Genomic DNA, 21,749 nt, shown 5'->3' with positions numbered 1-21,749 from the left:
ATATAATGGACTGACCATTAGCGCAATGCCGGGAGAGGAAATTTGGAAAAGCCGTTGAACGGGGTGAAAATCGTCGAATTCGAAGGGCTTGGGCCCGCCCCCTTTGCCGCGATGGCGCTGTCCGACATGGGGGCCGAGGTGATCTGCATCGGCCGCAAACCACCGCAGGCTCCGGCGATCTGGCTGGACCGGGACCGGGATTTCCGGGTGCTGGACCTGAAATCCGAGGCCGGGCGTCAGGCGGCGCTGGACCTGATCGCCCGCGCCGATGTGCTGATCGAGGGCTTCCGCCCCGGCAAGATGGAGGCGCTGGGCCTCGGCCCGGTCGAGGCGTTCGCCGTCAATCCCGCGCTGATCTACGGCCGCATGACCGGCTGGGGGCAGGAGGGGCCGCTGACCGGGATGGCCGGGCATGACCTCAACTTCCTCGCCATGACCGGGCTTCTGTCGCTGATGGGCCATCGCGACCGCCCGCCGACCCCGCCCCTGAATCTGGTCTCGGATTTCGGCGGGGGCGGGATGTATCTGGCCTTCGGCATCGCCTGCGCCCTGCTCAAGGCGCGGCTGACGGGCGAGGGCGCGGTGATCGACGCGGCCATGGTGCATGGCACCAGCCACCTTGCCACCTTCGTGCACGGGCGGCGGGTGCAGGGCGGCTGGAGCGATGGCCGCGAGGCGAATGCGCTCGATGGCGGGGCGCCCTTCTACCGCGTCTATGCCTGCGCCGAGGGTGGATGGATGGCCATCGCCGCCGTCGAGCCGCAATTCTGGACCAACGCGGTCGCGGTCCTGGGCCTGCCGCCCGAGTTCGTCGCCTGGCAGGGCGAGCGCAACCATTGGCCGGCGATGATCGCCGCGGTGACCGAGCGCTTCGCCTCCCGCTCGCGGCAGGACTGGGAGGCGGCTTTCGCGGGGGTCGACGCCTGCGTCACGCCGGTGCTGTCGGTGGACGAGGCGGTGCGGCACCCGCAGGTCGGGCGGTACTTCGACTGGCTGGGCCCGGTCGCCCGGCCGAAGCCTGCGCCGGTCCTGACGCGGGCACCGGGCGCTTGGCGGGCGCCCCGGTCGAAGGGCCCCTCCTCCGACTGAACCGCTGCATGGCGCGGGTGTCGGCCGTCCTTCTCGTCGACCGTTCGCGGCCATCCCCCGGCAGAAGGCGCGCCCCTCACCCGGAGTACGGCGGGGGTACACCTATTCCATCTGGTTATATAAAAGCCGCAGACATTATTTTTCAGGCATGGCTGAGCCGGATAGCCTGCCCGGGATGGAGTGGAGGCTCCACCCTTGGAGGAGATATTGATGACCGTCCTGCCCCCCCTGCGCCGCGCGGGTTTCCTGGCGTCCGCGACCGCCGTGGCCACGCTGTTCGCCGCCGTCCCGGCGCTGGCCGAACCGACCCTGACGATCACGCTGGACACCCCGCCCAGCCATATGCGCAACGTCTATGTCGGCCGTTTTGCCGAGGCGCTGACCGACCGCTCCGGCGGCGCGCTGACCGTCGAGATCTTCGATTCCGGCCAGCTCTATTCCAGCCGTGACGCGGGCCGGGCCGTGGCCCGGGGCGACGCCGGCATGGCCATCGTCTCGACCGCGCCGCTCAGCCGGATCGAACCGGCGCTGACCGTGCTGGAATTCCCGATGTTCTCGGGCATTTCGGCCGAGCGCATGGGCGAGATCGTCGATGGTCCCCTTGGCCAGCGTCTGGGCGCGATGCTGGGCGAGAAGATGGATGTCGTGGCGCTGGACGGCTGGTACATGCTGGGCCCGATCAACACCTATTCCACCACCACGCCCCTGAATTCACTGGAAGACCTGCGCGGATTGCAGGTGCGCCACCCGGGTGGCGTGGGCGCCGTCGCCTATCTGGAGGCGCTGGGCGCGATCCCGGTCTCCATGCCCTATACCGACGTGCCGCTGGCGCTTCAGCAGGGTACTGTCGATGCCATCGTGTCGTCCAACGCCTCGGTCCTGTCGGGCTCGCTGCAGGAATCGGGGCTGGGCCATGCCTATCTCAACAACATGCTCACCGGCTTCTACATGCCGATCGTCAGCCACGCCTACTGGGACCAGCTGACCGAAGAGCAACAGTCCCTGTTCCGCGCCACCTGGGCCGAGTTCGTGCCCGGCCAGCGTCAGGACGCGGCCCGCCAGCAGGACGAAGCCCGCGCCACGCTGGAAGCCGCCGGCATGGTCTTTGTCGAGCAACCGGCCGAGGAAGCCGCCGCCCAGCGCGAGCGCCTTGCCGGGGCGCAGGCGCGGATGATCTCGGACCTCGGGATTGAAGACGACATCATGGCGCTCGCCCGGGACGCTGTGCAGTGAAACGCGCGCTCGGCTTCCTCGACGGGCTGGTGGGCCTGATCGTGGCGCTGCTGTTCGCGGCGGCGCTGCTCCTGTCGCTGGCCGGGGTGGCCGGGCGCTATGTCTCGACCGCGCTGGCGCCGGACTGGGGCAGCGAGGTTGTCATCTACCTCGTCATCTGGGCGGTGCTGCTGAGCGCGGCGCGCGTGCTGCGCCGCGCGACCCATATCCGCGTCGATTTCCTGGTCGACCGCCTGCCCGCCGCAGGGCAGCGCGCGGCCGAATTCCTGTCCCTGCTGATCGCCTTCGCCCTTGGCGCCTTTCTGGTGTGGTCCGGCTGGCAGGTCGTGGACCAGGCGATGATCTGGGACGAACGGTCGATCAGCTCGCTGCGTATGCCGCTGTGGATCTACTACGCCGCCCTTCCCGCCAGTTTCGCGCTGCAGCTGATCTTCCTGCTGGAGCGCGTGGCTGACCTTCTGCGCGGCGCGGCCCCGGTGGCCCCCGCCCCCGATCTGTCGGATTGATGCCATGACCCCCGTGCTTTTGCTCTGCGGCCTGCTGGCCGTCGTGATCCTGCTGGCGCTCGGCGTGCCGATCTATCTGGTGCTGACCGGCGTCGCCACGGCCGCGCTGATGCTGGACGGCAAATCCGTCGCCGGGATCGCGCAGCATGTCGTCGATCACCTCAATTCACCCGCGCTGGTCTCGGTGCCGTTCTTCCTGCTGGCCGCGGTGCTGATGCGGGGCGGCGGCGTGGCCAAGGCCCTGTTCGATGCCGCGATCACCTGGATCGGCTGGTTGCCCGGCGGCCTGGCGCTGGCCGGGGTCGCGGCGACCGCGCTGTTCGCGGCGATCAACGGCTCGTCGGTGGCGACGGCGCTGGCGATGGGGTCGCTGCTGGTGCCGATGATGATCGAGAAGGGCTACAAGCCGGGCTTCGCCATGGGCCTGACGGCGGCCGCCGCAACGCTCGGCATCCTGATCCCGCCCAGCCTGCCGCTGATCCTGATCGGCCTCATCGCCGAGGCCTCGATCCCCCGCCTGTTCCTCGCCGGGGTGATCCCCGGACTGTTGCAGGCCGCGCTCTTCGCGGGCTACGTCCTGCTGGTCGCCCGCAAGGTCGGCGGCGCGCCGATGCCCCTTGCGACCCGCGCCGAGTTCGCCCGCCACAACCTGAACGCCCTGCCGGCGCTGCTGATCCCGGTCGTGATCCTTGGCGGGCTCTACGGCGGCTTCGTCACCTTGACGGAATCGGCCGTGCTGGGCGCCGTCGTTTCGCTGCTGGTCGTCGTGCTGTTCTTCGGCAATCGCCGCCCGCGCGAGATCGGCGGCTTCTTCGTCGAGGCCGTCGACCGCACCGCCGTCGTCGTGGTGATCGTGATCGGCGCCTCGCTGCTCTCGGCCTGGATCATCCGCTCGGGCCTGCCGCAGGATCTTGCGCGTTGGGTGATCGACAGCGGGCTGAAGCCCTGGCAGTTCCTGCTGGTGCTGAACGTGATCCTGCTGCTGATGGGCATGTTCCTGGAGGGGGTGGCGATCATCCTGATCGTGGTGCCCGTGGTCGCGCCGGTGATGCACCAGATCGGCATCGCGCCCGAACATTTCGCCGTGGTCATGGTCATCAACATCGAACTGGCGCTGCTGTCGCCGCCGATCGGGCTGAACCTGTTCGTCATGTCCAATGTCACCGGCCGCCCCGTGGCCGAGGTCCTGCGCGGCACCTTGCCTTTCTTCGGGCTGATGCTGGGGCTCCTGCTGCTGGTCACCTTCGTGCCGCAGCTCTCGACCTGGCTGCCCTCGGTCCTGATGCCCCGCCCGTAATCGCCTGCCCCTGATCCCGGAAGTCCCATGCTCGATGATCGTTCCCTCCATGACCCAGCCGGTACTCGTGCGGTCGTGGCCGCGTCCTTTGCCCCCAAGGCCGTGCTCGCGCGGATCATCCGGTTCGAGGTGACCCTCGCGCAGGTTCAGGCCGAGCTGGGGGTGATCCCCGCCGACGCCGCCGGGGCCATCGCCCGCGCCGCGGCCGGCTGGGACCCGGATCCCGGTGCCGTCGCCGCCGAACGGGCGCAGGTCGGACATCCGATGGTGGCGATCCTCGAGGCCTTCGGGCAAGGGATCGGCCCCGAAGGCCGGGAATGGCTGCATTTCGGCACGACCACGGCGGATGTGTTCCGCACCGTGGCGACGCAGCAGTTGCACGATGTCGCCGCGCAGTTCGACGCGGCCCTTCAGGCGATCGGCCTGCGCATGGCAGACCTGGCCCGTACCCATCGCGCCACGCCGATGATCGGCCGGACGCTGGGCCGTCACGCCCTGCCGATCAGCTTCGGCTACAAGGTTTCGGTCTGGCTGTCCGAGCTGGAGCGTGACCGCGCCCGGCTGGCCGATTGGCGGGCCCGTTTCTCCGGGGCCGGGGTCCTCAGCGGCGCGGTCGGCACCCATGCGGCGATGGGCCCGCGCGGCCGTCAGGTCGAGGCCGCGGTGATGGAGCGCCTTGGCCTTGGCGCGCCGGACCCGGTGGACAGCAAGGGCGCGCTCGACATCTTCGCCGAATTCGGCGCGGTGGTGGCGATCATGGTGCGCGGGGTGCAGCGCGTCGCGCAGGAGATCTTCCTGATGCAGGGCGACGACATCGGCGAACTGTCGATCCGCAACCACGACGTCGGATCCTCGACCATGCCGCACAAGGTCAATCCGACGCTGTGCATCGAGATCATGTCCCGCGCGCCCGAGGTCTCGGCCACGCTGTCGGTCCTGCTGACCTGGGTGGTGACGATGCACGAGCGCGATTCGGCCCTGCATTTCGGCGCGCTGGAACAGATGTGTACCGATGCCGCGCAGGTGCTGTCCTGCGCCGATGGTTTGCTGGACCGGCTGGTGGTCCACCCCGGGACGATGCGCGCCAATATCGACCGCACGCAGGGCGCGATCTACACGGAATCCGTGACCGTGGCGCTGGCCGACCGGCTGGGCCGCCGCAGCGCCCATGAGCTGATGCGCCAGATCGTCGCGCGCATGGGGACCGGGGGGCTGACCCTGGCCCAGGCGCTGGCCGCCGAACCCCGGTGTTCGGGCGTCACCCTGCCCGATGCCGACAGCGCCATGGGCGAGGCCCCGGCGCTGGTCGATGCCTGCCTTGAACGGCTGGGCTACCGCGGCTGACGGTTCTTGCGCGCGGGGCCCAGAACCCGCGACAGGAAACGGTCCATCGCCGTCCCCTTGCTGTGCGCGGGATGCAGCAAGCCCAGCGGCGGCAGCGCGCTGGACAGCGGGAAATTGATGCGCACCAGCGTCTTGTTGGTCAGCTCGGCCCGGTAGATGCTGATGGGCGCGGCCGAGACCAGCCCGAGCTCCTGGATGGCGGCCCGGTTGAGGGTCCGCGAGCGCGAGGGCAGCTGCACGATATGCGGCGGGGGACGGCCGTCGAACAAGTCGGCCATCAGCCTCTCGGCCGGAACCCCGGCGGGCGGCATCAGCCAGCTGCAGGCATGAAGCGCCTCGAGGCTCACGTCATGCCGTCCGGCAAGCGGATGGGTGGCGGCCGCAACCAGCGCGTGCTCATCGCCTTCAACCTCGCTGAAGATCCAACCCTCGGGGATCGTCTCGGGCGGGCGGCAGACGAAGATGTCGTATTCGTCGCGCGCGGCGAGGTTCAGGATCTGGCGGCCGTCGGCCTCGTCGACCCTGAGCACGATATCGGGATAGGCCCGGCAGAAGGCCGGGGCATGGGTCGCCAGCAGGCCGCTGATCCCCGCCGCGACCGAGGCCACGCGCAGGATCGTCGACCCGGTGTCCCGCTGCACCGCCACACCCTGCGCAAACAGGTCCGTCGCCTCGAGGATGCGCTCGATCAACGGCACCAGCTCGTGCCCGGCGCGCGTCAACCGGATGCCGCGGGCATGACGGTCGAACAGGGCGATGCCGATATCCTCCTCGATCTCGGCCACGGCCTTGGTGACGGCGGGCTGGCTGACCGACAGCGCCCGCGCCGCCGCCTGCATCGAGCCAGAGCGCGCGACGCCGGCCACCATCTGCAACTGGCGCAACCGGCCTTTCAGCAACAGGCGTTGGAACAATTGGGCATGGGGGACAGGGGCACTCATGCCACCGTCCTACCCCGGACCGACGCGAAAGTCAGCGCCCCGGAGCGCCCTGCACGGCGAGGGGGCCGTCGCGACGGCAGGCGTCGCCCGCAAACGGAAACGGGGCACGGAGCCCGTTGAAGGCGCCGTGCCCCGATGGGGCCGTCAGCCGAAGGCCCGGATCAGGACTTCCCGGCCACCCGCGCGTTGCGGGTCGCGATCAGCTTCAGGCGCAGCGCGTTCAGGCGGATGAAGCCGGCGGCGTCCTTCTGGTCGTAGGCGCCCGCGTCTTCCTCGAAGGTCACGTGCTTCTCGGAATAGAGCGAATGATCCGACCAGCGGGCCACGGTGCGGGCCACGCCCTTGTAGAGCTTCAGCTTCACCGTGCCGGTGACATGCTCCTGCGTCTTGTCGATCAGCGCCTGCAGCGCCTCACGCTCGGGGCTGAACCAGAAGCCGTTGTAGATCAGCTCGGCATAGCGCGGCATGATCGAATCCTTGAGGTGCCCGGCGCCCGCATCCAGCGTGATCTGCTCGATGCCGCGATGGGCCTCCAGCAGGATCGTGCCGCCGGGGGTCTCGTAGACGCCGCGCGACTTCATGCCGACGAAGCGGTTCTCCACGAAGTCCAGCATGCCGATGCCGTGCTTGGCGCCATATTCGTTCAGCGCAGTCAGGATCGTGGCGGGCGACATCGCCTCGCCGTTGATCGCCACGGCGTCGCCCTGCTCGAAGGTCACTTCGATGAATTCGGGCTGATCGGGCGCATCCTCGACCGCGACGATGCGCTGGGCGACGTAATCGGGGGCCTCGACACCCGGGTCCTCCAGCACGGTGCCCTCGGACGAGGTGTGCAGCAGGTTCGCATCGACCGAGAAGGGCGCTTCGCCGCGCTTGTTCTTGGCGATCGGGATCTGGTTCTGTTCGGCGAATTCCAGCAGGCGGGTGCGGCTGGTCAGATCCCAGATCCGCCAGGGCGCGATCACCTGGATCGAGGGATCGAGCGCTAGCGCCGACAGCTCGAACCGCACCTGATCGTTGCCCTTGCCGGTGGCGCCATGGGCCACGGCATCGGCGCCGTGCTTGTGCGCCAGATCGACCAGATGCTTCGAGATCAGCGGCCGCGCGATCGAGGTGCCCAGCAGGTAGAGCCCCTCATAGACCGCGTTGGCGCGGAACATCGGGAACACGAAGTCGCGCACGAATTCCTCGCGCACGTCGACGATATGGATGTTCTCTTCCTTGATCCCCAGCATCAGCGCTTTCTCGCGCGCCGGTTCAAGCTCTTCACCCTGGCCGAGGTCGGCGGTGAAGGTCACCACCTCGCAGCCGTATTCGGTTTGCAGCCATTTCAGGATGATCGAGGTATCGAGCCCGCCGGAATAGGCCAGCACGACTTTCTTGGGCGCGGACATGAGCATTCTCCCACGGGTTGGAACCGCGCTTTCGCTATCCCCTTTGCCCTGCCTGTGCAACACCCCGCATTGACAAGGGTTCACGGTGCCGTGAAGAATGCCGCGCCCCCGATGGTTGAGGAGAGTGTCCGTGCTCGGTTTCCGGTTGTTTCTGCATGCGATGAGGATGATCCTCAGCAACTTCCCCGCGGCGATCCGCATCTCGCTCCCTGCCCTGCCCTGCGCTGCGGTGTTCGCCCTGATGCAACAGCGCGCGATTCAGATCGGCGGGCTGGTTCCCGACAGAGCGGGCCGCTGGAAGTTTGACCTGGATGCCATGGGCGGCGGCTTCGCCAGCGCCTATGTCGCCGCCTTCCTGGTGTTCGGCATCGTCATGCTGTGGGTCGCCGTGGGTTGGCACCGCTACATCCTGTGCGAAGAGGGGCCCTCCGCGTTCGGCCCGCCGTGGGCCGGAAAGGCGATCTGGCGCTACTTCGTCGCGTCCTTCGTCTTCGCGATCTACATGATCCTCTGGGCTATCGTCTTCGTGATCCTTGCTGCCATCCTCGCCTACATTCTGTCGGACATCCTGCCGCCCAACCTGCTGGCGCTATTCATAACCGCCTTCATCGGCGTGCCGCTGGCGATCATCAGCTACCGCGCCTCGCCGGTGCTGCCGTCGGCGGCACTGGGCGAGCGGATGCGGGTCCGGGACTCGATCCGCGCCACGGCGGGGGCGAACGGGTCGTTCGTCGTGCTGAGCGTGATCAGCATACTGGCGTCAATGGCGCTGGCGATGCCGGCGCCGATCCTTGCCCAGATGTCGACGCCGTTGGGACTCGTCTGGGAGATCGCAACCACCTGGATCACCGCGCTGGCCGCGGTGTCGATCCTGACCACGATCTACGGCCATTTCATCGAAAAGCGGGACCTCAATGTCTGAAAACCGCCCCGAACTTCTGCGCGGCGTGGTGCATCCCTGGCACCACGATATCTTCGGCCACATGAACGTGCGCCATTACGCACCCTTCTTCGATGACGCCTCGTTCTTCCTCTATACCGCGCTGGGCATTCCGATCTCGTGGATGCTGGAGGAGCACGGGGTGCATATCGTCTCGGCCAAGGCGGAAACCAACTTCATCAAGGAGTTGAAGGCCGGGGACGGGTTCGTCATCGACGGCGCGGTCAAGCGGCTGGGCGGGCGGTCGATGACTTTTCACCTGCGGATGATCCATGCCGAGACCGGGGCCCTGCACGCGACCTATGACCTGACCGAGGTGTTCTTCGACCCCGAAACCCGCGCCTCGGCGCCGATGCCCGAGGCGGTGCGCAGCCGGCTCGCGCCCCATCTGGTCGGCTGAGGCTCAGCGGCCGTCGATCAGGCGCAGCAGCTCGGCGTGGCGGGCGATGTAATCGGCCCGTACCTCGGCCGGGGGGCGGGGGTGGATGGTCAGCCCGGCGACCTCGGGCGAAGGGCGGCCGAAATACTTGTCCGCCTCGGCCCGGGTGAAACCGGCGATCTGCGTGGCTTCCAGCCAGGCGCTGAGCGTATCGGCGCGCTTTATCAGGCGTTTCACGCTTTTCGGGATCTCGGCGGGCAGGCCGAAGCGCAGGTGGATCGCGGCCGTCAGCCGGGCGTCCAGCGCGCCATAGCCGGGCCCGACCGCGGCTTTCACGGGCGAGATCATGTCGCCGATGACGTATTCCGGCGCGTCATGCAGCAGCGCCGCCAGCCGCCAGCGCGGGGCGAAGCCCGGGTCCAGCCGTGTGACCAGGGTTTCCACCAGCAGCGAATGCTCGGCCACGGAATAGGGCCAGTCGCCGGTGGTTTGCCCGTTCCAGCGCGCCACGAAGGCCAGGCCGTGGGCGATGTCTTCCAGTTCGATATCCAGCGGCGTCGGGTCCAGCAGGTCCAGCCTGCGGCCCGAAAGCATCCGTTGCCAGGCGCGTGCCTGTTTCATCCCGATCCCCGCGTCGCTTCGGTTTCGTCGATAGCGAAACCGCGGGGCGGGCTCAAGTCGCGCGCAGGATCCCGGTGGCGGGCAGGATGACCAGCACGGTCAGCGCGATCAGCACCCCCAGACCGACGATCCAGAGCCCGCGACGGCGCGGCGAGGGGGCGGCGTCGGTGACCGGCGGCTCGGCGGCGTCGCGAAAGGCCTGACCCAGGGCATCCTGATCCTCGACCGGGTCGTCCTGATCGTCGATCCAGGCCGCGGGGGTCAGGATCGCGGGTTTCGCGGGCGCGGGCGGCGGCGCCTCGGCCTCGGTCCCGTCGGCGCGGATCGAGGCGGCAAAGGGCGTGCGGACCGGCGCGGCGGACCCCATGCTGTCGACCGAGGCCATCAGCCCGGCCAGGTCGATGGATTGCACGCGCCCCTCGGCGTCACGGCGGACGGCAAGGGGACCGCGCGCCCCCTCGGCCACCGGCACCAGCCTGGTGACGACGGCCTGCGCGGCGTCTTCGACCGCGCTGTCGCGGGGACGGCGCGAGCTGCGCAGCTTCGGCCAGCGGCCCATCAGCGCCGCGCGGCGGGACGGCGGACGCGGCGGGGATTTGGGATTGCGCAGGATGCCCACGCGCGCCTGCCGCTCAAGCCGATCCTGCCGGTTGCGGTGGATCCGTTCAGCGGCGTCGACCGGGGGAAGCCCGGCCTCGGGGTTGATCGTGTCGGTATGGTCCTGCATCGGGGCACGTCCTCGGTTTCCCCGACACCTTGCAAGACAAAGGTTAAGAAACCCTGAAACGGCAACGGCCGGACCCGAAGGTCCGGCCGTATCGAGGCTTGTGGCGCGGGCTCAGGCCTGCGGCGCGGGGGCCTGCTGGCGCGTCAGCTGCTGGCGGTACATGCCCATGAAATCGATCATGTCCAGGTTCAGCGGCGGGAAGCCACCGTCGCGCGTCACATCGGCGATGATCCGGCGGGCGAAGGGGAAGACGATCCGCGGGCATTCGATCAGCAGGAAAGGATGCATCTGGTCCTGCGGCAGCCCCTCGATCAGGAAGATGCCGCCGTATTCCAGCTCGACCAGATAGAGCGTCTGGCCGGTGTCCTTGATCTTGGACTCGACCTTGTATTTCGAGATCACCTCGTAATGCCCGTCGGCCTCGCGCTTTTTCGCGTCGAGGCTGACCTGCACCTGGATGTCGGGCTGGCCCTGCGGCATCACGCCTGCGCCGCGGACGACCGCGTTCTCGAAGGACAGGTCGCGGACGAACTGCGCCAGAACCTGGAATTTCACCTGCGGCTGCGCGCCCGGGGCGGCAGCCCCCTGCGGATCGGCGCCGTTGCCAGTAGCGGCCATTGGACTCTCCTGCTTGACCTGTTGTTTGGCGGGGTTCTAGCAGCAGAGTCCTGTCGCCTCAATGCCGCGCATCGTCCAGACGGCGCTCAGGGCCCAGCGGATCGGGCTCGCGGACGGTATAATCGCCCTCGACCACGTCGTCCTGCTGCCATGTCCGCACCGAGACGACACCGGCCCGCGCGCCGATGCCGCGCACGATGGCGCGCTGCAGGGGCGGGAACAGCAGCAGCAGGCCAAGGGCATCGGTCAGGAAGCCCGGCAGGATCAGCAAGATGCCCGAGAGGCTGCGAAAGGCGCCCTCGGCCAGGAAGGTGCCGGGCTGGACCCTGAGGCCGCCCTGCATCATCGCCAGGGCCCGCGTCTGCTGCCCCCGCAGGATGGCGAAACCCGCCAGCGTCGACAGCACGATCAGCGCCAGCGTCGCGGCGACGCCGATCTGTCCGCCGACCGCGATGAAAAGCGCGATCTCGATCAGCGGCATCAGGATGAAAAGCAGCAAGACAGGCAAGCGGATATCCCTTTTCTGTGACCAAGGCCCCTTTCCGTGACCAAGGCGTCATGCGGCGTCCGGTGCGGTAGACACGGGGGCCGGCGCACCCTACATAAGCAACGAACGTATGAAACCAAGGCCGCACGCCCCCGAGGACATGATGGATTCCGCTGTGATACAACTTCTGGTTCTCGCCGGCATCGCCGTTTTCCTGATCCTGAAGCTGCGCAACGTACTGGGAACGCGCGAAGGCTACGAGCGCCCGCCCGAGCCGATGCCCGGCCCTGCTGCCTCCGCTTCGCGGACCAAATCCGGCTTCGAGGTGATCGAGGGCGGCGAGGATCACGACATCACCGATCACGTTCCCGCCAACTCCCCGGCGGCCGAGGCGCTGGCGGCGATGAAACGGGCCGAACCCTCGTTCAACCTGACGGAATTCCTGGGCGGCGCGCGCGGCGCCTACGAGATGATCCTCATGGGCTTCGAACGGGGCGAGCTGGACGATCTGGTGCCGCTGCTGTCGCGGGACGTGTTCGAAAGCTTCGACGAAGTGGTCCAGCACCGCGAACGCGAGGGCCTGACGGTCGAGGCCAGCTTCGTCGGCCTGCGCGAGATCGCCGTGTCGGATGCCCGCTTCGACCCCGCCACGCGCGAAGCCGAGCTGAGCGTGCGCTTCGTGGGCGAGATCACCTCGGTGGTGCGCGACCGCGCGGGCACTATCGTCGAGGGTGACGCCAACCGCGTGAAGCAGGAGCGTGACATCTGGACCTTCGCCCGCACCATGGGCTCGGACAATCCCAACTGGCGGCTTGTCGCCACCGGCGACTGATCCCGGGTCCGCGCCGTGCCGCGCCGCCGCCTGACCGACGACGAGCGCGAGCTCTGGCAGCGTGTGGCGCGCAGCGCCCGGCGGCTCAGCCTGTCAGGCGAGCTGCCCGACGACCCCACCCCCCCTGCAACGGCGCCTGACCCCAGGGCGCCGTTTTCCGATCCGCCCGTCCCGCCAGCCAAGGCCAAGGGCAAGGCCCCGCCGCGCGCCCTGCCGATCCCGCCCGCGGCCCTGAGTGGGCGCGCCAGCCCGCCGCCCGTGCGGCTGGATCTGGCCGAAACAGTCAGCGAGCGTCTGGCGAAGGAGCCGGTGCGGATGGACCGCAACCTGCACCGCAGCATGACCCGCGGCAAGCTGGACCCCGAATCCCGCATCGACCTGCACGGCATGACCGTGGCCGAGGCGCATTCGGCGCTGAACGGCTTTCTGATCTCGGCCCATGCGCGGGGGCTGAGGCTGGTGCTGGTCATCACCGGCAAGGGGCGCAAGCCCGGCCCCGACCATGTCGCGCCGATGCCCGTCCGCGCCGGGATCCTCAAGCATGAGGTCCCGCACTGGCTGCGCCTGCCGCCCCTGAACGCCCTGGTGATGGAGGTGCGCGAGGCCCACCGCAGCCACGGCGGGACCGGCGCCTATTACATCTATCTGCGCAAGCGCCGTTAGCGGGCGGTATCCTGCAGCGCGTGTCCCCCGGCCACGAAATTCCTCAGCCACCAGGGCATCACCGCCCGCGGGTTGCGGTTGTTGCCGGTGACTTCGCCCGAAATCTCGGTGAAGGGGGTCAGGATCACCTCGGTCGTGCTTTGCAGCGTCAGGATGGTGGCGGGCAGCAGCGGCACGGAACCCGCGTTCTCGGACCCCAGCGCCACGTTCAGCGCGTTCATCTGGTCCAGAAGCCCGATCAGCGCCGGCGAGGACCCGGCGGTGAAATGCCCGGACCCCTGACCGAAGGCGCTGACATCGACCAGCGTGACGCCCAGCCCCTCGACCGCGGTGGCGTCGGGCAGGTTGCCCAGCCGCGAGCGTTCGCCGGTCAGGCTGGCCGACAGCGCCAGGATGCGGTCGCGCTGCGAGGTGATGATCAGGAAGGGTTCGGGCAGGGTGCCGATGGTGCGCACCTGCTGGCGGAAGAGTTCGACATCCACATCGGGCGAGATCAGGATCACCCCGCCGATCTGGCGCAGCGTCGGATCGCGGGTCAGCGCCATCTGGCGCAGGGTCTCCATCAGCAGATGCGAGCCCATGGAATGCGCCATCAGGATGATGCGCCGCGGCCCCGCCTGCCGGACCTGGTGCAGCATGTCGATCAGCCCGTCCCGGGCGAAGAGCGCGCTGTCGCGGTCATGGGCATAGGCCAGCGGCGCCCCCAGCGAGGGCCAGGAATAATGCAGCATCACACCCGGGATGCGCAGGTCGTAATCCAGCTGCGCCGTGCGGTAGACCCCCTCGATGAAGGCGGTGTTGAAGCCGTGGATGAAGACCACGGCCTCGTGCTGGTTGCTGGGCTGCTGCGCCAGTTCCGCCCGCAGCGCGGCGACGAATTCCGCGGGCGTCTCCTGCACCGATTCCGCCAGCATGAAATGCCGCTCGGGATCGGCGACCTGCCGCGGGCGCTGGCGCGGAATGGTGCCGACCTCGCGGTCCGGCGGGATCGAGACGACATAGCGGCCATAGGTGACCTGCGGATTGCGCTCCCACCCCGGGACCGGCTGATTCGGGTCGGCGCCGCGCGTCGTGCCGACCAGAACCGGCCGCAAGGCATTGCCGACGCCGGGGCTTTGCAGGAAATCGACCTGCTCGCGCACCTGACAGGCAGCAAGCAGCAGCAGCAGAAGGGCAGGCAGGAAACGGCGCATCGGGTCGTCCAGCAAGAAGCGTCACGCCTTGATACACGAGCCCGGGCAGCGCGTCATCGGGGGCGGCGCACTTCTCGCTTGGCCGTGGCAGGGGTTGCACAGTAAGGGGGGACATGCGCGATATCCTGACCTCTGCCCGCACCGCCGCCGACCAGTTGCGCCAGCTCTTCGAGCCGACGCCCCTGCAGCGCAACGACCATCTCTCGAACCGCTTCGGGGCCGAGATCTGGCTCAAGCGCGAGGATCTGACGCCGGTGCGCAGCTACAAGATCCGCGGCGCCTTCAACGCCATGCGCCGGGTGCTGGACGACACCCCGGCGCAGGAGGTCTTTGTCTGTGCCTCGGCCGGGAATCATGCGCAGGGCGTGGCCTATGCCTGCCGGCATTTCGGCCGCCGGGGGGTGATCTTCATGCCGGTGACCACGCCCCGGCAGAAGATCGACAAGACCCGCATCTTCGGCGGCGATCAGGTCGAGATCCGGCTGACCGGGGATTACTTCGACCAGTCGCTGGCTGCGGCGCAGGCCTTCTGCGCCGAGGTCGGGGCGCATTTCCTCTCGCCCTTCGATGACGATGACGTGATCGAGGGTCAGGCCAGCGTCGGGGTCGAGATCATGGACCAGCTGGGCCGGGCGCCCGACATGCTGGTCCTGCCGGTGGGCGGCGGCGGGCTGGCCGCGGGCGTGAAGCGCTATTTCGAGGCGCTGGGCACCCCGCCGGCCTTCCGCTATGTCGAGCCGCTCGGCGGTCCCAGCCTGACCGCCGCGCTGAAGGCTGGCGCGCCGGTGACGCTGCCGCGCGTCGACAGTTTCGTCGATGGCGCGGCCGTGGCCCGGATCGGCGCGCGGCCCTTCGCCACGCTGAAGGACGCCGACCCCTCGCAAGTGCTGCTCGCGCCCGAGGACCGGATCTGCGTGACGATGCTGGAGATGCTGAACGTCGAGGGGATCGTTCTGGAACCCGCGGGGGCGCTGTCGATCGACGCGCTGCCCGATCTTCAGGACCAGATCCGGGGCAAGACGGTGGTCTGCCTGACCTCGGGCGGGAATTTCGATTTCGAGCGTCTGCCCGAGGTCAAGGAACGCGCCATGCGCTTCGCCGGGACCAAGAAGTATTTCATCCTGCGTCTGCCGCAGCGTCCCGGCGCCCTGCGCGATTTCTTGGAGATCCTCGGACCCGAGGACGACATCGCCCGCTTCGAATACCTCAAGAAATCGGCGCGCAACTTCGGCACCGTCCTGATCGGGATCGAGACGACACGGGCCGAGAACATCCGCAGCCTCTTTGCGCGGATGGAAACAGCCGGTTTCGACTTCCGCGATGTGACGATCGACGAGACGCTGGCCAATTTCCTGCTTTGAGCGGGGATTGGTGCGTTCCGGAGAACGACTCAGGCGGCGCGGCGGGCCAGTCCTGACAGGAACGCGTCCCGCGAGTCGCGATAGCTGCCAAGGACGCGGGCCAGATTGATCTGCTCGGCCCGGCCGTCATTGGCCAGCGTCTCGCCCTCGGCGCAGAGCGCGGCGAAGCTGGAAAAGCCCAGATTCAGCGCGGCCCCCTTGAGGAAATGAAGATCGGCGGCCATGTCCGGCCCCACCTCCTGCTGGCTCAGGCGCAGCAGGGCGTCATCGACTTCCTGCAGGAAAACCTCGACGACCTCGCCAAAAGCGTCGCCCATGTCGGAACGCAACTCATCAACCTGATTCCAATCGATCATGGCCTGTCTCCATTCGATCGTCTGAGTTTGGGTATCAACCTTTGAGTGAAATCCTAACGCCGAAAAGAGTAGAAAAACAACTGGCGGTTTAATAGTTGTTAATCAATTTGCGGCTCAACTGGCGCAACGGCTATCCAAGGTGCCCTGTGTCTTCCATTGCGTTCCCCTCGGCCGATGCCCCGACTGCGCGTATCGCGTCGTCCGAGCGGGCCATCAGGCATGTTCTGATCGTCGATGATTCGCGCGCCCAGCGCATGATTGTCGAGGCCGGTCTTCGCGGGCACGGATTCATCGTGCACCACGCCGATTGCGGCGCCAAGGCGCTGGAGCTGTGCAGCCGCCAGAATATCGATCTGGTGCTGTCGGACTGGATGATGCCGGGGATGACCGGGATCGAGTTCTGCCGCGCGCTGCGGGCCCTGCCCAGCGACCGCTACGTCTATTTCATCCTGCTCACCTCGAAATCCGACAAGGGCGCGGTGGCCGAAGGGCTGGATGTCGGCGCCGACGATTTCCTGACCAAGCCGCTGGATCAGGGCGAATTGCGGGCCCGGATCAACGCCGGGGAGCGGGTGCTGGCCATGGAACGCGCGCTGCGCGGCAACAACGCCCTGCTGAGCGAGACGTTGGACCGGCTGCGCACCCTCTATGCCGCGCTGGACCGCGATCTGGTCGAGGCGCGGAACCTCCAGCAATCGCTGCTGCGCGAACGCTTCCACCGCTACGAGGAGGGGGAGGTCAGCCTGATCCTGCGCTCCTCGGGGCATGTCGGCGGCGATATGGTCGGTTTCTTCGAGGTCTCGCCGGGCGTGACCGGGCTTTACGGCATCGACGTCTCGGGCCATGGCGTGACCTCGGCGCTGCTGACCGCGCGGCTTTACGGCCTGCTGTCGGGTGCCACGCCCGACCAGAACATCGCCGTGACCATGGGCCCCGACGGCCCCGTCGGCCGCCCCCCGGCCGAGGTTGCGGCGGCGATGAACCGCCTCATGCTGTCGGAGATCCAGACCGAGCGCTACGCCACCCTCGCCTATGCCGAGATCAACCGCACCAACGGCCATATCCGCATGGTGCAGGCGGGCCACCCCTATCCGGTCATCCAGCACCGCGACGGCTCGATCAGCCTGCTGGGCGAGGGCGGACTGCCCGTGGGCCTGCTGGACGAGGCCACCTATACCGGCTTCGAAACCCGGCTCGAGCCCGGCGAACGGCTGCTGATCCTGTCCGACGGCATCACCGAATGCCCCAATCCCGACGGCGTCGAGCTGGGGCAGGAGGGGCTGGCCGAGATCTTGCGCAATCTCGGCGATCTGACCGGCACCCGCCTGCTGGATGCGCTGATGTGGGAACTCGCGCGCTGGCACGGGTCCGAGGATTTCCCCGACGATATGAGCTGCGCGGTCTACGAATACGGCGCCTGACGGCTCCGGCCCTTACTCGTTGCGCTCCAGCCGGGCCTCGATGGCCCGCAGCCGCGTCAGCACTTCGTCGCGGTATTCGTCGGTGCGGGCGTCGCTTTCCTCGTTATGGGCGTCCTGCATCGAATTGACGATGAGGCCGACCAGCAGGTTCACCACCGCGAAGGTGGTGACCAGGATGAACGGCACGAAGAAGGCCCAGGCGTAGGGATAGACCTCCATCACCGGGCGGACGATGCCCATCGACCAGCTTTCCAGCGTCATGATCTGGAACAGCGAATAGGTCGAGGCGCCGAGATCGCCGAACCATTCCGGGAAGCCCGCGCCGAACAGCTGCGTCGCCAGCACCGCCGAGATGTAGAAGATCATCCCCATCAGCAGGATGACCGAGCCCATGCCCGGGATGGCCCGCACGAAGCCCTCGACCACCCGGCGCAGCGCCGGCGCGACCGAGATCACCCGCAGGAGCCTGAGCACCCTGAGCGCCCGCAACACGCTGAAATTCCCCGCCCCCGGCACGATGGCGATGCCGACGATGACGAAATCGAACAGGTTCCAGCCCGAGCGGAAGAACGACAGCCGCAGCGCCACCAGTTTCAGGGTCAATTCGACCACGAAGACCGCAAGGCAGGCCGTGTCGATCGCCACGATCAGCGGCCCGAACGAGGCCATGATGCTGTCCGAGGTCTCCATCCCCAGCACGACGGCGTTCAGGAGGATCACCGCGATGATGCCGTTGCGCACGGCAGGACTGTCGAGAAACGCCAGGATGCGTTCGTTCAAGGACATGATAACCCCATGGTTTTTACGCCATATGGGCCCGCGAGAACCGCGCCACAAGCTCGACATGCGCCGACCAGCGGAACTGGTCCACCACCTGCACCCAATCCAGCCGGTAGCCGGCGCCGACCAGCGCCCTGGCGTCGCGCGCAAAGGTCACCGGGTTGCAGGACACATGGGCGATGACCGGCACCGCCGCCTGCGCCAGTTCCGCCACCTGCGCCTCGGCCCCGGCGCGCGGCGGGTCGATGACGGCGGCGTCGAAGCGTTTCAACTCGTCCGGCATCAGCGGGCGGCGGAACAGGTCGCGTGCCTCGGTCGTGACCCGTTTCAGGCCCGTCGCGTTGCGCCAGCCGAGGTCCAGCGCCGCCAGCATCGGTGCCGCGCCCTCGACCGCGTGCACCTCGGCGGTTTCGGCCAGCGGCAGCGCGAAAGTGCCGCAGCCCGCGAACAGGTCCACCACCTGCTTCGCGCTGCCCACCGCCTCGACGACCGCCGCCTTCAGCGCGGCCTCGCCCTGCGGTGTGGCCTGCAGGAAGGCACCGGGCGGGGGCGAGACGCGGGCCCGGCCCATGGTCAGGCTCGGCGGCGCCTCCTGCAACAGCACCTCGCCGTTCCACACGAGCCGCGCCAGCCGATGCGCCCCGGCGATCTGCGGCAGGCTCACGCGCAAGTCGCGGTCCAAGGGCTTGCCCTCCTCGACCGAGACCTCGACCCCCTCGGTGTAGCGCGTGACGGTCAGCCGCACCTCACCCTTGCGCGAGCCGCCCTCGGTCACCAGCGCCTCCAGCGCCGGGATCACCGCGACCAGCGCGGGGTCCAGCAGCGTGCAGCCCGGGATCGCCGTCACCGTATCGCTGGCCCGCCCGTGAAAGCCGACCAGCGCGCCGGACTTCAACCGCCGTCCGGCCAGCGTGGCCCGCCTGCGCGTCCCGGCGGGCGAGGTCAGCGCCTGGCGAAACGGCGCCTCCAGCCCCTGACCGGCCAGCGCCTGCCGGACGACGCCGGTCTTCCAGTCCTGAACGAACGCATCCGATGCGTGTTGCAAGGCGCAGCCGCCGCAAGCCTTGTAGTGCCGGCAGGGCGCCGCCACCCGGTCGGGCGAGGGCGTCAGGATCTTCGGCTGCGCGATCCGGCCATCCAGGGCCTCGCCGCCCACCGCCTCGCCCGGCAGCGCCCGCGCCACGATCAGCCCGGGCGCCACGCCCTCGCCCCGCAGGTTCAGCCGCTCGATCACGGTCATGCCGGCACCGCCGGGCTGAAGGCGTAACCCTCGGGCGACAGGATCGTCGCCTCGCGCAGCCCGTGCGGCTTGTCGGCGGGCGGCTCGATCACCATCCCGCCATGCGCCTCGGCGCGGGAAACGGCAGTGTCAGGGTCGATTCCGAACAGGTAAAGCTGCACCCCGGCCCCGCGTGGCGGGCTCTCGGGCAACAGATCATGCAGCGGATGCCGGGCAAAGGTCGCGTCCGAATGCAGCTGGATCAGCACCGCCCCGTGCCGGACCAGCGCGAAATCATCGGACAGCCGGTGGATCCCCAGCCCGAACACCCGCTCCAGGAACGACGCCATGCCCCGCACATCGCGGCACAGCAGGTTCAGCCCCAGCCCCGTCAGGCTGCGCCCGAAGTCAGCCGCCCCGATGGTTTCCAGATCCATTCACGCCTCTTCATCCTCGTCGACGCCCAGAAAGCCACCCGATTGCCGCGCCCAATAGCGCGCATAGCGACCCTCGCGCGCCAACAGCTCCGCATGCGTGCCTTCCTCGACGATGCGCCCTTCGTCAAGGACGATGATCCGGTCCATCCGCGCGATGGTGCTCAGCCGGTGGGCGATGGCCAGCACGGTCTTGCCGGCCATGACCTCGGCCAGCGTGCCCTGGATCGAGGCCTCGACCTCGCTGTCCAAGGCCGAGGTCGCCTCGTCCAGCACCAGAATCGGCGCGTCCTTCAGGAAGGCGCGCGCCAAGGCGATCCGTTGCCGCTGCCCGCCGGACAGCCGCACCCCCCGCTCGCCCAGCTGTGCGTCATAGCCCTTGCGCCCGGCATTGTCGGTCAGCGCCAGGATGAACTCATGCGCCTCGGCGGCGCGGGCGGCGGCCTCGACCTCGGCCTCGGTGGCATCGGGCCGCCCGTAGCGGATGTTGTCGCGGGCCGAGCGGTTGAACATGGCGGTGTCCTGCGTGACCATGCCGATCTGGCGGCGCAGGCTCTCCTGCGTCACGGTCTTCACGTCGATCCCGTCGATGCGGACCGCGCCCTTTTCGGTGTCATAGAGCCGCAAAAGCAGCGAGACGAGGGTCGATTTGCCCGCCCCCGAATGGCCGACGATGCCGATCCGCTCACCCGCCGCGATCCTCAGATCCAGCGTCTCCACCCCGCCCGAGCGGCGGCCATAGGCAAAGCTCACCCCGTCGAAATGCACCTCGCCCAGCACCGGCGGCAGCTCGGCGGCGTCGGGCGCGTCGACCAGCGCATGCGGCACGGCGAGGGTCCGCATCCCGTCCTCGACCTCGCCGATATTGGCGTAGATCCCCATCAGCGTGAAGCTGACCCAGCCGGTCATCTGCGCCAGCCGGATCGCCACGGTCCCCGCCGCGACGATGGCCCCGGTCGAGGCCTCGCCCGCCGACCACAGCGCCAGCGTGCCGCCGACCAGCGCGACGGGCAGCAACCCCGCCACCAGCATCAGGCAGATGCGGAAGGTGGCGGAAACGCGCCCGTAGGCCATCACCCGCTCGCGATACCGGCCCATGGCGTCCAGCGCGTTGCGGTCCTCGAACCGGGCGTGGGCGAACAGCTTCACGGTGCGGATGTTGGTGATCGTGTCCACCACCTGCCCGGTGACCATGGCCCGCGCCCCGGCCCGTGCCCCGGCGCGGCTGCGGATATAGGGCATGAAAAGGCGGATCAGCAGCAGATAGCCCACCGCCCAGACCAGCAGCCCCAGTCCCAGCCGCCAGTCGATCGCCGCCATCAGCGCCACCGAGCCGATGACCGAGGACAGCGCGAAAGCCACGGTGTTGATGCTCTCGCTCACCACTTCGGTCAGGGCGCGCGCGGTCTGGATCTGCTTCTGCGCGATCCGCCCGGCGAAATCATTGTCGAAATAGACGATGTCCTGCCCCATGGTCCAGCGGTTCAGCCGCGACAGGACCAGGGGGTCGATGTTCGGCGCGATCAGCAGGAAGTTGGCGGCGCTGTTCAACCCGAAAGCCAGCGGCCGCAGCAGCAGGAAGAAGGCGGCGAAGAACACCAGCATCGGCCAGTTCTGCGCCACGAAATCCACCGCGCCCCCGGCGACGGCCGCGTCCACCACCTGACCCATGACCCAGGCCGAGACGACCTCGGTCACGCCCCCGGCGGCCGAGATCACCGTCGCCAGCCAGATCCCCGGCCATGCGCCCTTCAGCGCCCAGCGGCAAAAGGACCACAGGCTGCGCGGCGGCTCGCCTTCGGCGGGGGTGAAGGGCCGGATCAGATCAGACAATGCCATTCAAATTGCGCGCAATCCCGCGCCCTCATCTTTGTTCTTCAAATATCCCGGGGGGTTCGGGGGGCTGGCCCCCCG

The 21,749-nt window shown here is 68.4% G+C and carries 23 protein-coding genes; 11 read left to right on the top strand and 12 right to left on the bottom strand.

Annotation, left to right across the window (positions count from 1 at the left end):
• Positions 1-63 precede the first annotated feature (63 nt).
• The 5 genes from DDE23_RS08755 to DDE23_RS08735 all read left to right on the top strand — a co-directional run bounded on the left by DDE23_RS08755 (position 64) and on the right by DDE23_RS08735 (position 5,469).
• Positions 64-1,089 carry a CaiB/BaiF CoA transferase family protein gene (locus DDE23_RS08755; protein ID WP_238149940.1) on the top strand — a complete coding sequence of 342 codons (1,026 nt, stop codon included), beginning with the start codon at positions 64-66 and terminating at the stop codon, positions 1,087-1,089.
• A gap of 210 nt (positions 1,090-1,299) precedes the next feature.
• Entirely contained in the window at positions 1,300-2,322 is a 1,023-nt protein-coding gene (gene dctP, locus DDE23_RS08750) for a TRAP transporter substrate-binding protein DctP (protein WP_107751578.1), read from the top strand.
• On the top strand, positions 2,319-2,828 hold the full coding sequence (locus tag DDE23_RS08745; protein ID WP_107751577.1) for a TRAP transporter small permease: 510 nt from the start codon (positions 2,319-2,321) through the stop codon (positions 2,826-2,828). The genes dctP and DDE23_RS08745 overlap by 4 nt, the downstream gene beginning before the upstream one ends.
• Before the next feature lie 4 nt (positions 2,829-2,832).
• Positions 2,833-4,125 carry a TRAP transporter large permease gene (locus DDE23_RS08740; protein WP_238149934.1) on the top strand — a complete coding sequence of 431 codons (1,293 nt, stop codon included), beginning with the start codon at positions 2,833-2,835 and terminating at the stop codon, positions 4,123-4,125.
• A gap of 27 nt (positions 4,126-4,152) precedes the next feature.
• Positions 4,153-5,469 carry a lyase family protein gene (locus tag DDE23_RS08735; RefSeq protein WP_107751576.1) on the top strand — a complete coding sequence of 439 codons (1,317 nt, stop codon included), beginning with the start codon at positions 4,153-4,155 and terminating at the stop codon, positions 5,467-5,469.
• Here the strand turns inward: DDE23_RS08735 and DDE23_RS08730 are convergent.
• Entirely contained in the window at positions 5,457-6,410 is a 954-nt protein-coding gene (locus DDE23_RS08730) for a LysR family transcriptional regulator (protein WP_107751575.1), read from the bottom strand. The genes DDE23_RS08735 and DDE23_RS08730 overlap by 13 nt on opposite strands.
• Positions 6,411-6,571: 161 nt before the next feature.
• The gene (locus tag DDE23_RS08725; RefSeq protein WP_107751638.1) at positions 6,572-7,804 is read right to left on the bottom strand and encodes an argininosuccinate synthase; all 1,233 of its coding nucleotides are present in this window, start codon (positions 7,802-7,804) and stop codon (positions 6,572-6,574) included.
• Positions 7,805-7,934: 130 nt separating this feature from the next.
• Between DDE23_RS08725 and DDE23_RS08720 the strand changes: the two genes are divergently transcribed.
• Both DDE23_RS08720 and DDE23_RS08715 read left to right on the top strand, forming a co-directional pair.
• The gene (locus DDE23_RS08720) at positions 7,935-8,726 is read left to right on the top strand and encodes a hypothetical protein (protein ID WP_107751574.1); all 792 of its coding nucleotides are present in this window, start codon (positions 7,935-7,937) and stop codon (positions 8,724-8,726) included.
• Positions 8,719-9,144 carry an acyl-CoA thioesterase gene (locus DDE23_RS08715; RefSeq protein ID WP_107751573.1) on the top strand — a complete coding sequence of 142 codons (426 nt, stop codon included), beginning with the start codon at positions 8,719-8,721 and terminating at the stop codon, positions 9,142-9,144. The genes DDE23_RS08720 and DDE23_RS08715 overlap by 8 nt, the downstream gene beginning before the upstream one ends.
• A 3-nt stretch (positions 9,145-9,147) precedes the next feature.
• On the opposite strand, the gene DDE23_RS08710 is transcribed toward DDE23_RS08715, so the two are convergent.
• The 4 genes from DDE23_RS08710 to DDE23_RS08695 all read right to left on the bottom strand — a co-directional run bounded on the left by DDE23_RS08710 (position 9,148) and on the right by DDE23_RS08695 (position 11,597).
• Complete coding sequence (locus DDE23_RS08710) at positions 9,148-9,744, bottom strand: HD domain-containing protein (protein WP_107751572.1); 597 nt, start codon at positions 9,742-9,744, stop codon at positions 9,148-9,150.
• Positions 9,745-9,796: 52 nt separating this feature from the next.
• Positions 9,797-10,471, bottom strand: coding sequence for a hypothetical protein (locus DDE23_RS25030; protein ID WP_157957989.1), 675 nt, complete (start codon positions 10,469-10,471; stop codon positions 9,797-9,799).
• Positions 10,472-10,582: 111 nt separating this feature from the next.
• Positions 10,583-11,089, bottom strand: coding sequence for a protein-export chaperone SecB (gene secB, locus DDE23_RS08700; RefSeq protein ID WP_107751571.1), 507 nt, complete (start codon positions 11,087-11,089; stop codon positions 10,583-10,585).
• A gap of 58 nt (positions 11,090-11,147) precedes the next feature.
• On the bottom strand, positions 11,148-11,597 hold the full coding sequence (locus DDE23_RS08695; protein WP_107751570.1) for an FxsA family protein: 450 nt from the start codon (positions 11,595-11,597) through the stop codon (positions 11,148-11,150).
• A 142-nt stretch (positions 11,598-11,739) separates the two neighbouring features.
• On the opposite strand from DDE23_RS08695, the gene DDE23_RS08690 reads away from it, so the two are divergent.
• A complete protein-coding gene (locus tag DDE23_RS08690) occupies positions 11,740-12,408 on the top strand; it encodes a Tim44/TimA family putative adaptor protein (RefSeq protein WP_107751569.1) in 669 nt (222 codons plus the stop codon).
• 15 nt (positions 12,409-12,423) lie between these two features.
• Positions 12,424-13,071 (top strand): Smr/MutS family protein, encoded by a 648-nt coding sequence (locus DDE23_RS08685; protein WP_107751568.1) that lies wholly within the window; start codon positions 12,424-12,426, stop codon positions 13,069-13,071.
• On the opposite strand, the gene DDE23_RS08680 is transcribed toward DDE23_RS08685, so the two are convergent.
• Positions 13,068-14,264: an alpha/beta hydrolase gene (locus DDE23_RS08680; RefSeq protein ID WP_133239534.1), complete on the bottom strand. Its 1,197-nt coding sequence runs from the start codon at positions 14,262-14,264 to the stop codon at positions 13,068-13,070. The two genes, DDE23_RS08685 and DDE23_RS08680, sit on opposite strands and share 4 nt — an antisense overlap.
• 113 nt (positions 14,265-14,377) lie before the next feature.
• On the opposite strand from DDE23_RS08680, the gene ilvA reads away from it, so the two are divergent.
• Entirely contained in the window at positions 14,378-15,625 is a 1,248-nt protein-coding gene (gene ilvA, locus DDE23_RS08675) for a threonine ammonia-lyase IlvA (RefSeq protein ID WP_107751566.1), read from the top strand.
• A gap of 29 nt (positions 15,626-15,654) precedes the next feature.
• Here the strand turns inward: ilvA and DDE23_RS08670 are convergent, their stop codons facing one another.
• Complete coding sequence (locus tag DDE23_RS08670) at positions 15,655-15,981, bottom strand: Hpt domain-containing protein (protein WP_107751565.1); 327 nt, start codon at positions 15,979-15,981, stop codon at positions 15,655-15,657.
• Between the two features lie 146 nt (positions 15,982-16,127).
• Here DDE23_RS08670 and DDE23_RS08665 point away from each other — a divergent pair, with 146 nt between their 5' ends.
• On the top strand, positions 16,128-17,402 hold the full coding sequence (locus DDE23_RS08665) for a PP2C family protein-serine/threonine phosphatase (RefSeq protein WP_238149933.1): 1,275 nt from the start codon (positions 16,128-16,130) through the stop codon (positions 17,400-17,402).
• 12 nt (positions 17,403-17,414) lie between these two features.
• Here DDE23_RS08665 and DDE23_RS08660 read toward each other — a convergent pair whose 3' ends face one another.
• Genes DDE23_RS08660 through DDE23_RS08645 form a run of 4 tightly spaced genes read right to left on the bottom strand, consistent with a single transcriptional unit; the run spans position 17,415 to position 21,674 of the window.
• A complete protein-coding gene (locus tag DDE23_RS08660) occupies positions 17,415-18,188 on the bottom strand; it encodes an ion transporter (RefSeq protein ID WP_107751564.1) in 774 nt (257 codons plus the stop codon).
• Between the two features lie 16 nt (positions 18,189-18,204).
• The gene (locus tag DDE23_RS08655; RefSeq protein ID WP_107751563.1) at positions 18,205-19,422 is read right to left on the bottom strand and encodes a class I SAM-dependent RNA methyltransferase; all 1,218 of its coding nucleotides are present in this window, start codon (positions 19,420-19,422) and stop codon (positions 18,205-18,207) included.
• A complete protein-coding gene (locus tag DDE23_RS08650; RefSeq protein WP_107751562.1) occupies positions 19,419-19,838 on the bottom strand; it encodes a VOC family protein in 420 nt (139 codons plus the stop codon). Before DDE23_RS08650 ends, DDE23_RS08655 begins: the two co-directional genes overlap by 4 nt.
• Positions 19,839-21,674, bottom strand: coding sequence for an ABC transporter ATP-binding protein (locus tag DDE23_RS08645; RefSeq protein WP_107751561.1), 1,836 nt, complete (start codon positions 21,672-21,674; stop codon positions 19,839-19,841). It abuts the gene before it with no gap.
• Positions 21,675-21,749 lie beyond the last annotated feature (75 nt).

The organism is Pararhodobacter aggregans, assembly GCF_003075525.1.
In the GTDB taxonomy this organism is placed as follows: domain Bacteria; phylum Pseudomonadota; class Alphaproteobacteria; order Rhodobacterales; family Rhodobacteraceae; genus Pararhodobacter; species Pararhodobacter aggregans.
The sequence above is the reverse complement of the archived record's forward strand: the minus strand, read 5'-3'. Positions and strand labels throughout refer to the sequence as shown.

Coding starts and splice junctions, on each gene's coding strand:
- DDE23_RS08670 (WP_107751565.1), bottom strand. CDS start 15,981: ATGATCGATTGGAATCAGGTTGATGAGTTGCGTTCCGACATGGGCGAC.
- DDE23_RS08650 (WP_107751562.1), bottom strand. CDS start 19,838: ATGGATCTGGAAACCATCGGGGCGGCTGACTTCGGGCGCAGCCTGACG.
- DDE23_RS08660 (WP_107751564.1), bottom strand. CDS start 18,188: ATGTCCTTGAACGAACGCATCCTGGCGTTTCTCGACAGTCCTGCCGTG.
- DDE23_RS08655 (WP_107751563.1), bottom strand. CDS start 19,422: ATGACCGTGATCGAGCGGCTGAACCTGCGGGGCGAGGGCGTGGCGCCC.
- DDE23_RS08715 (WP_107751573.1), top strand. CDS start 8,719: ATGTCTGAAAACCGCCCCGAACTTCTGCGCGGCGTGGTGCATCCCTGG.
- dctP (WP_107751578.1), top strand. CDS start 1,300: ATGACCGTCCTGCCCCCCCTGCGCCGCGCGGGTTTCCTGGCGTCCGCG.
- DDE23_RS08740 (WP_238149934.1), top strand. CDS start 2,833: ATGACCCCCGTGCTTTTGCTCTGCGGCCTGCTGGCCGTCGTGATCCTG.
- DDE23_RS08690 (WP_107751569.1), top strand. CDS start 11,740: ATGGATTCCGCTGTGATACAACTTCTGGTTCTCGCCGGCATCGCCGTT.
- DDE23_RS08710 (WP_107751572.1), bottom strand. CDS start 9,744: ATGAAACAGGCACGCGCCTGGCAACGGATGCTTTCGGGCCGCAGGCTG.
- DDE23_RS08730 (WP_107751575.1), bottom strand. CDS start 6,410: ATGAGTGCCCCTGTCCCCCATGCCCAATTGTTCCAACGCCTGTTGCTG.
- secB (WP_107751571.1), bottom strand. CDS start 11,089: ATGGCCGCTACTGGCAACGGCGCCGATCCGCAGGGGGCTGCCGCCCCG.
- DDE23_RS25030 (WP_157957989.1), bottom strand. CDS start 10,471: ATGCAGGACCATACCGACACGATCAACCCCGAGGCCGGGCTTCCCCCG.
- ilvA (WP_107751566.1), top strand. CDS start 14,378: ATGCGCGATATCCTGACCTCTGCCCGCACCGCCGCCGACCAGTTGCGC.
- DDE23_RS08735 (WP_107751576.1), top strand. CDS start 4,153: ATGCTCGATGATCGTTCCCTCCATGACCCAGCCGGTACTCGTGCGGTC.
- DDE23_RS08725 (WP_107751638.1), bottom strand. CDS start 7,804: ATGTCCGCGCCCAAGAAAGTCGTGCTGGCCTATTCCGGCGGGCTCGAT.
- DDE23_RS08680 (WP_133239534.1), bottom strand. CDS start 14,264: ATGCGCCGTTTCCTGCCTGCCCTTCTGCTGCTGCTGCTTGCTGCCTGT.
- DDE23_RS08645 (WP_107751561.1), bottom strand. CDS start 21,674: ATGGCATTGTCTGATCTGATCCGGCCCTTCACCCCCGCCGAAGGCGAG.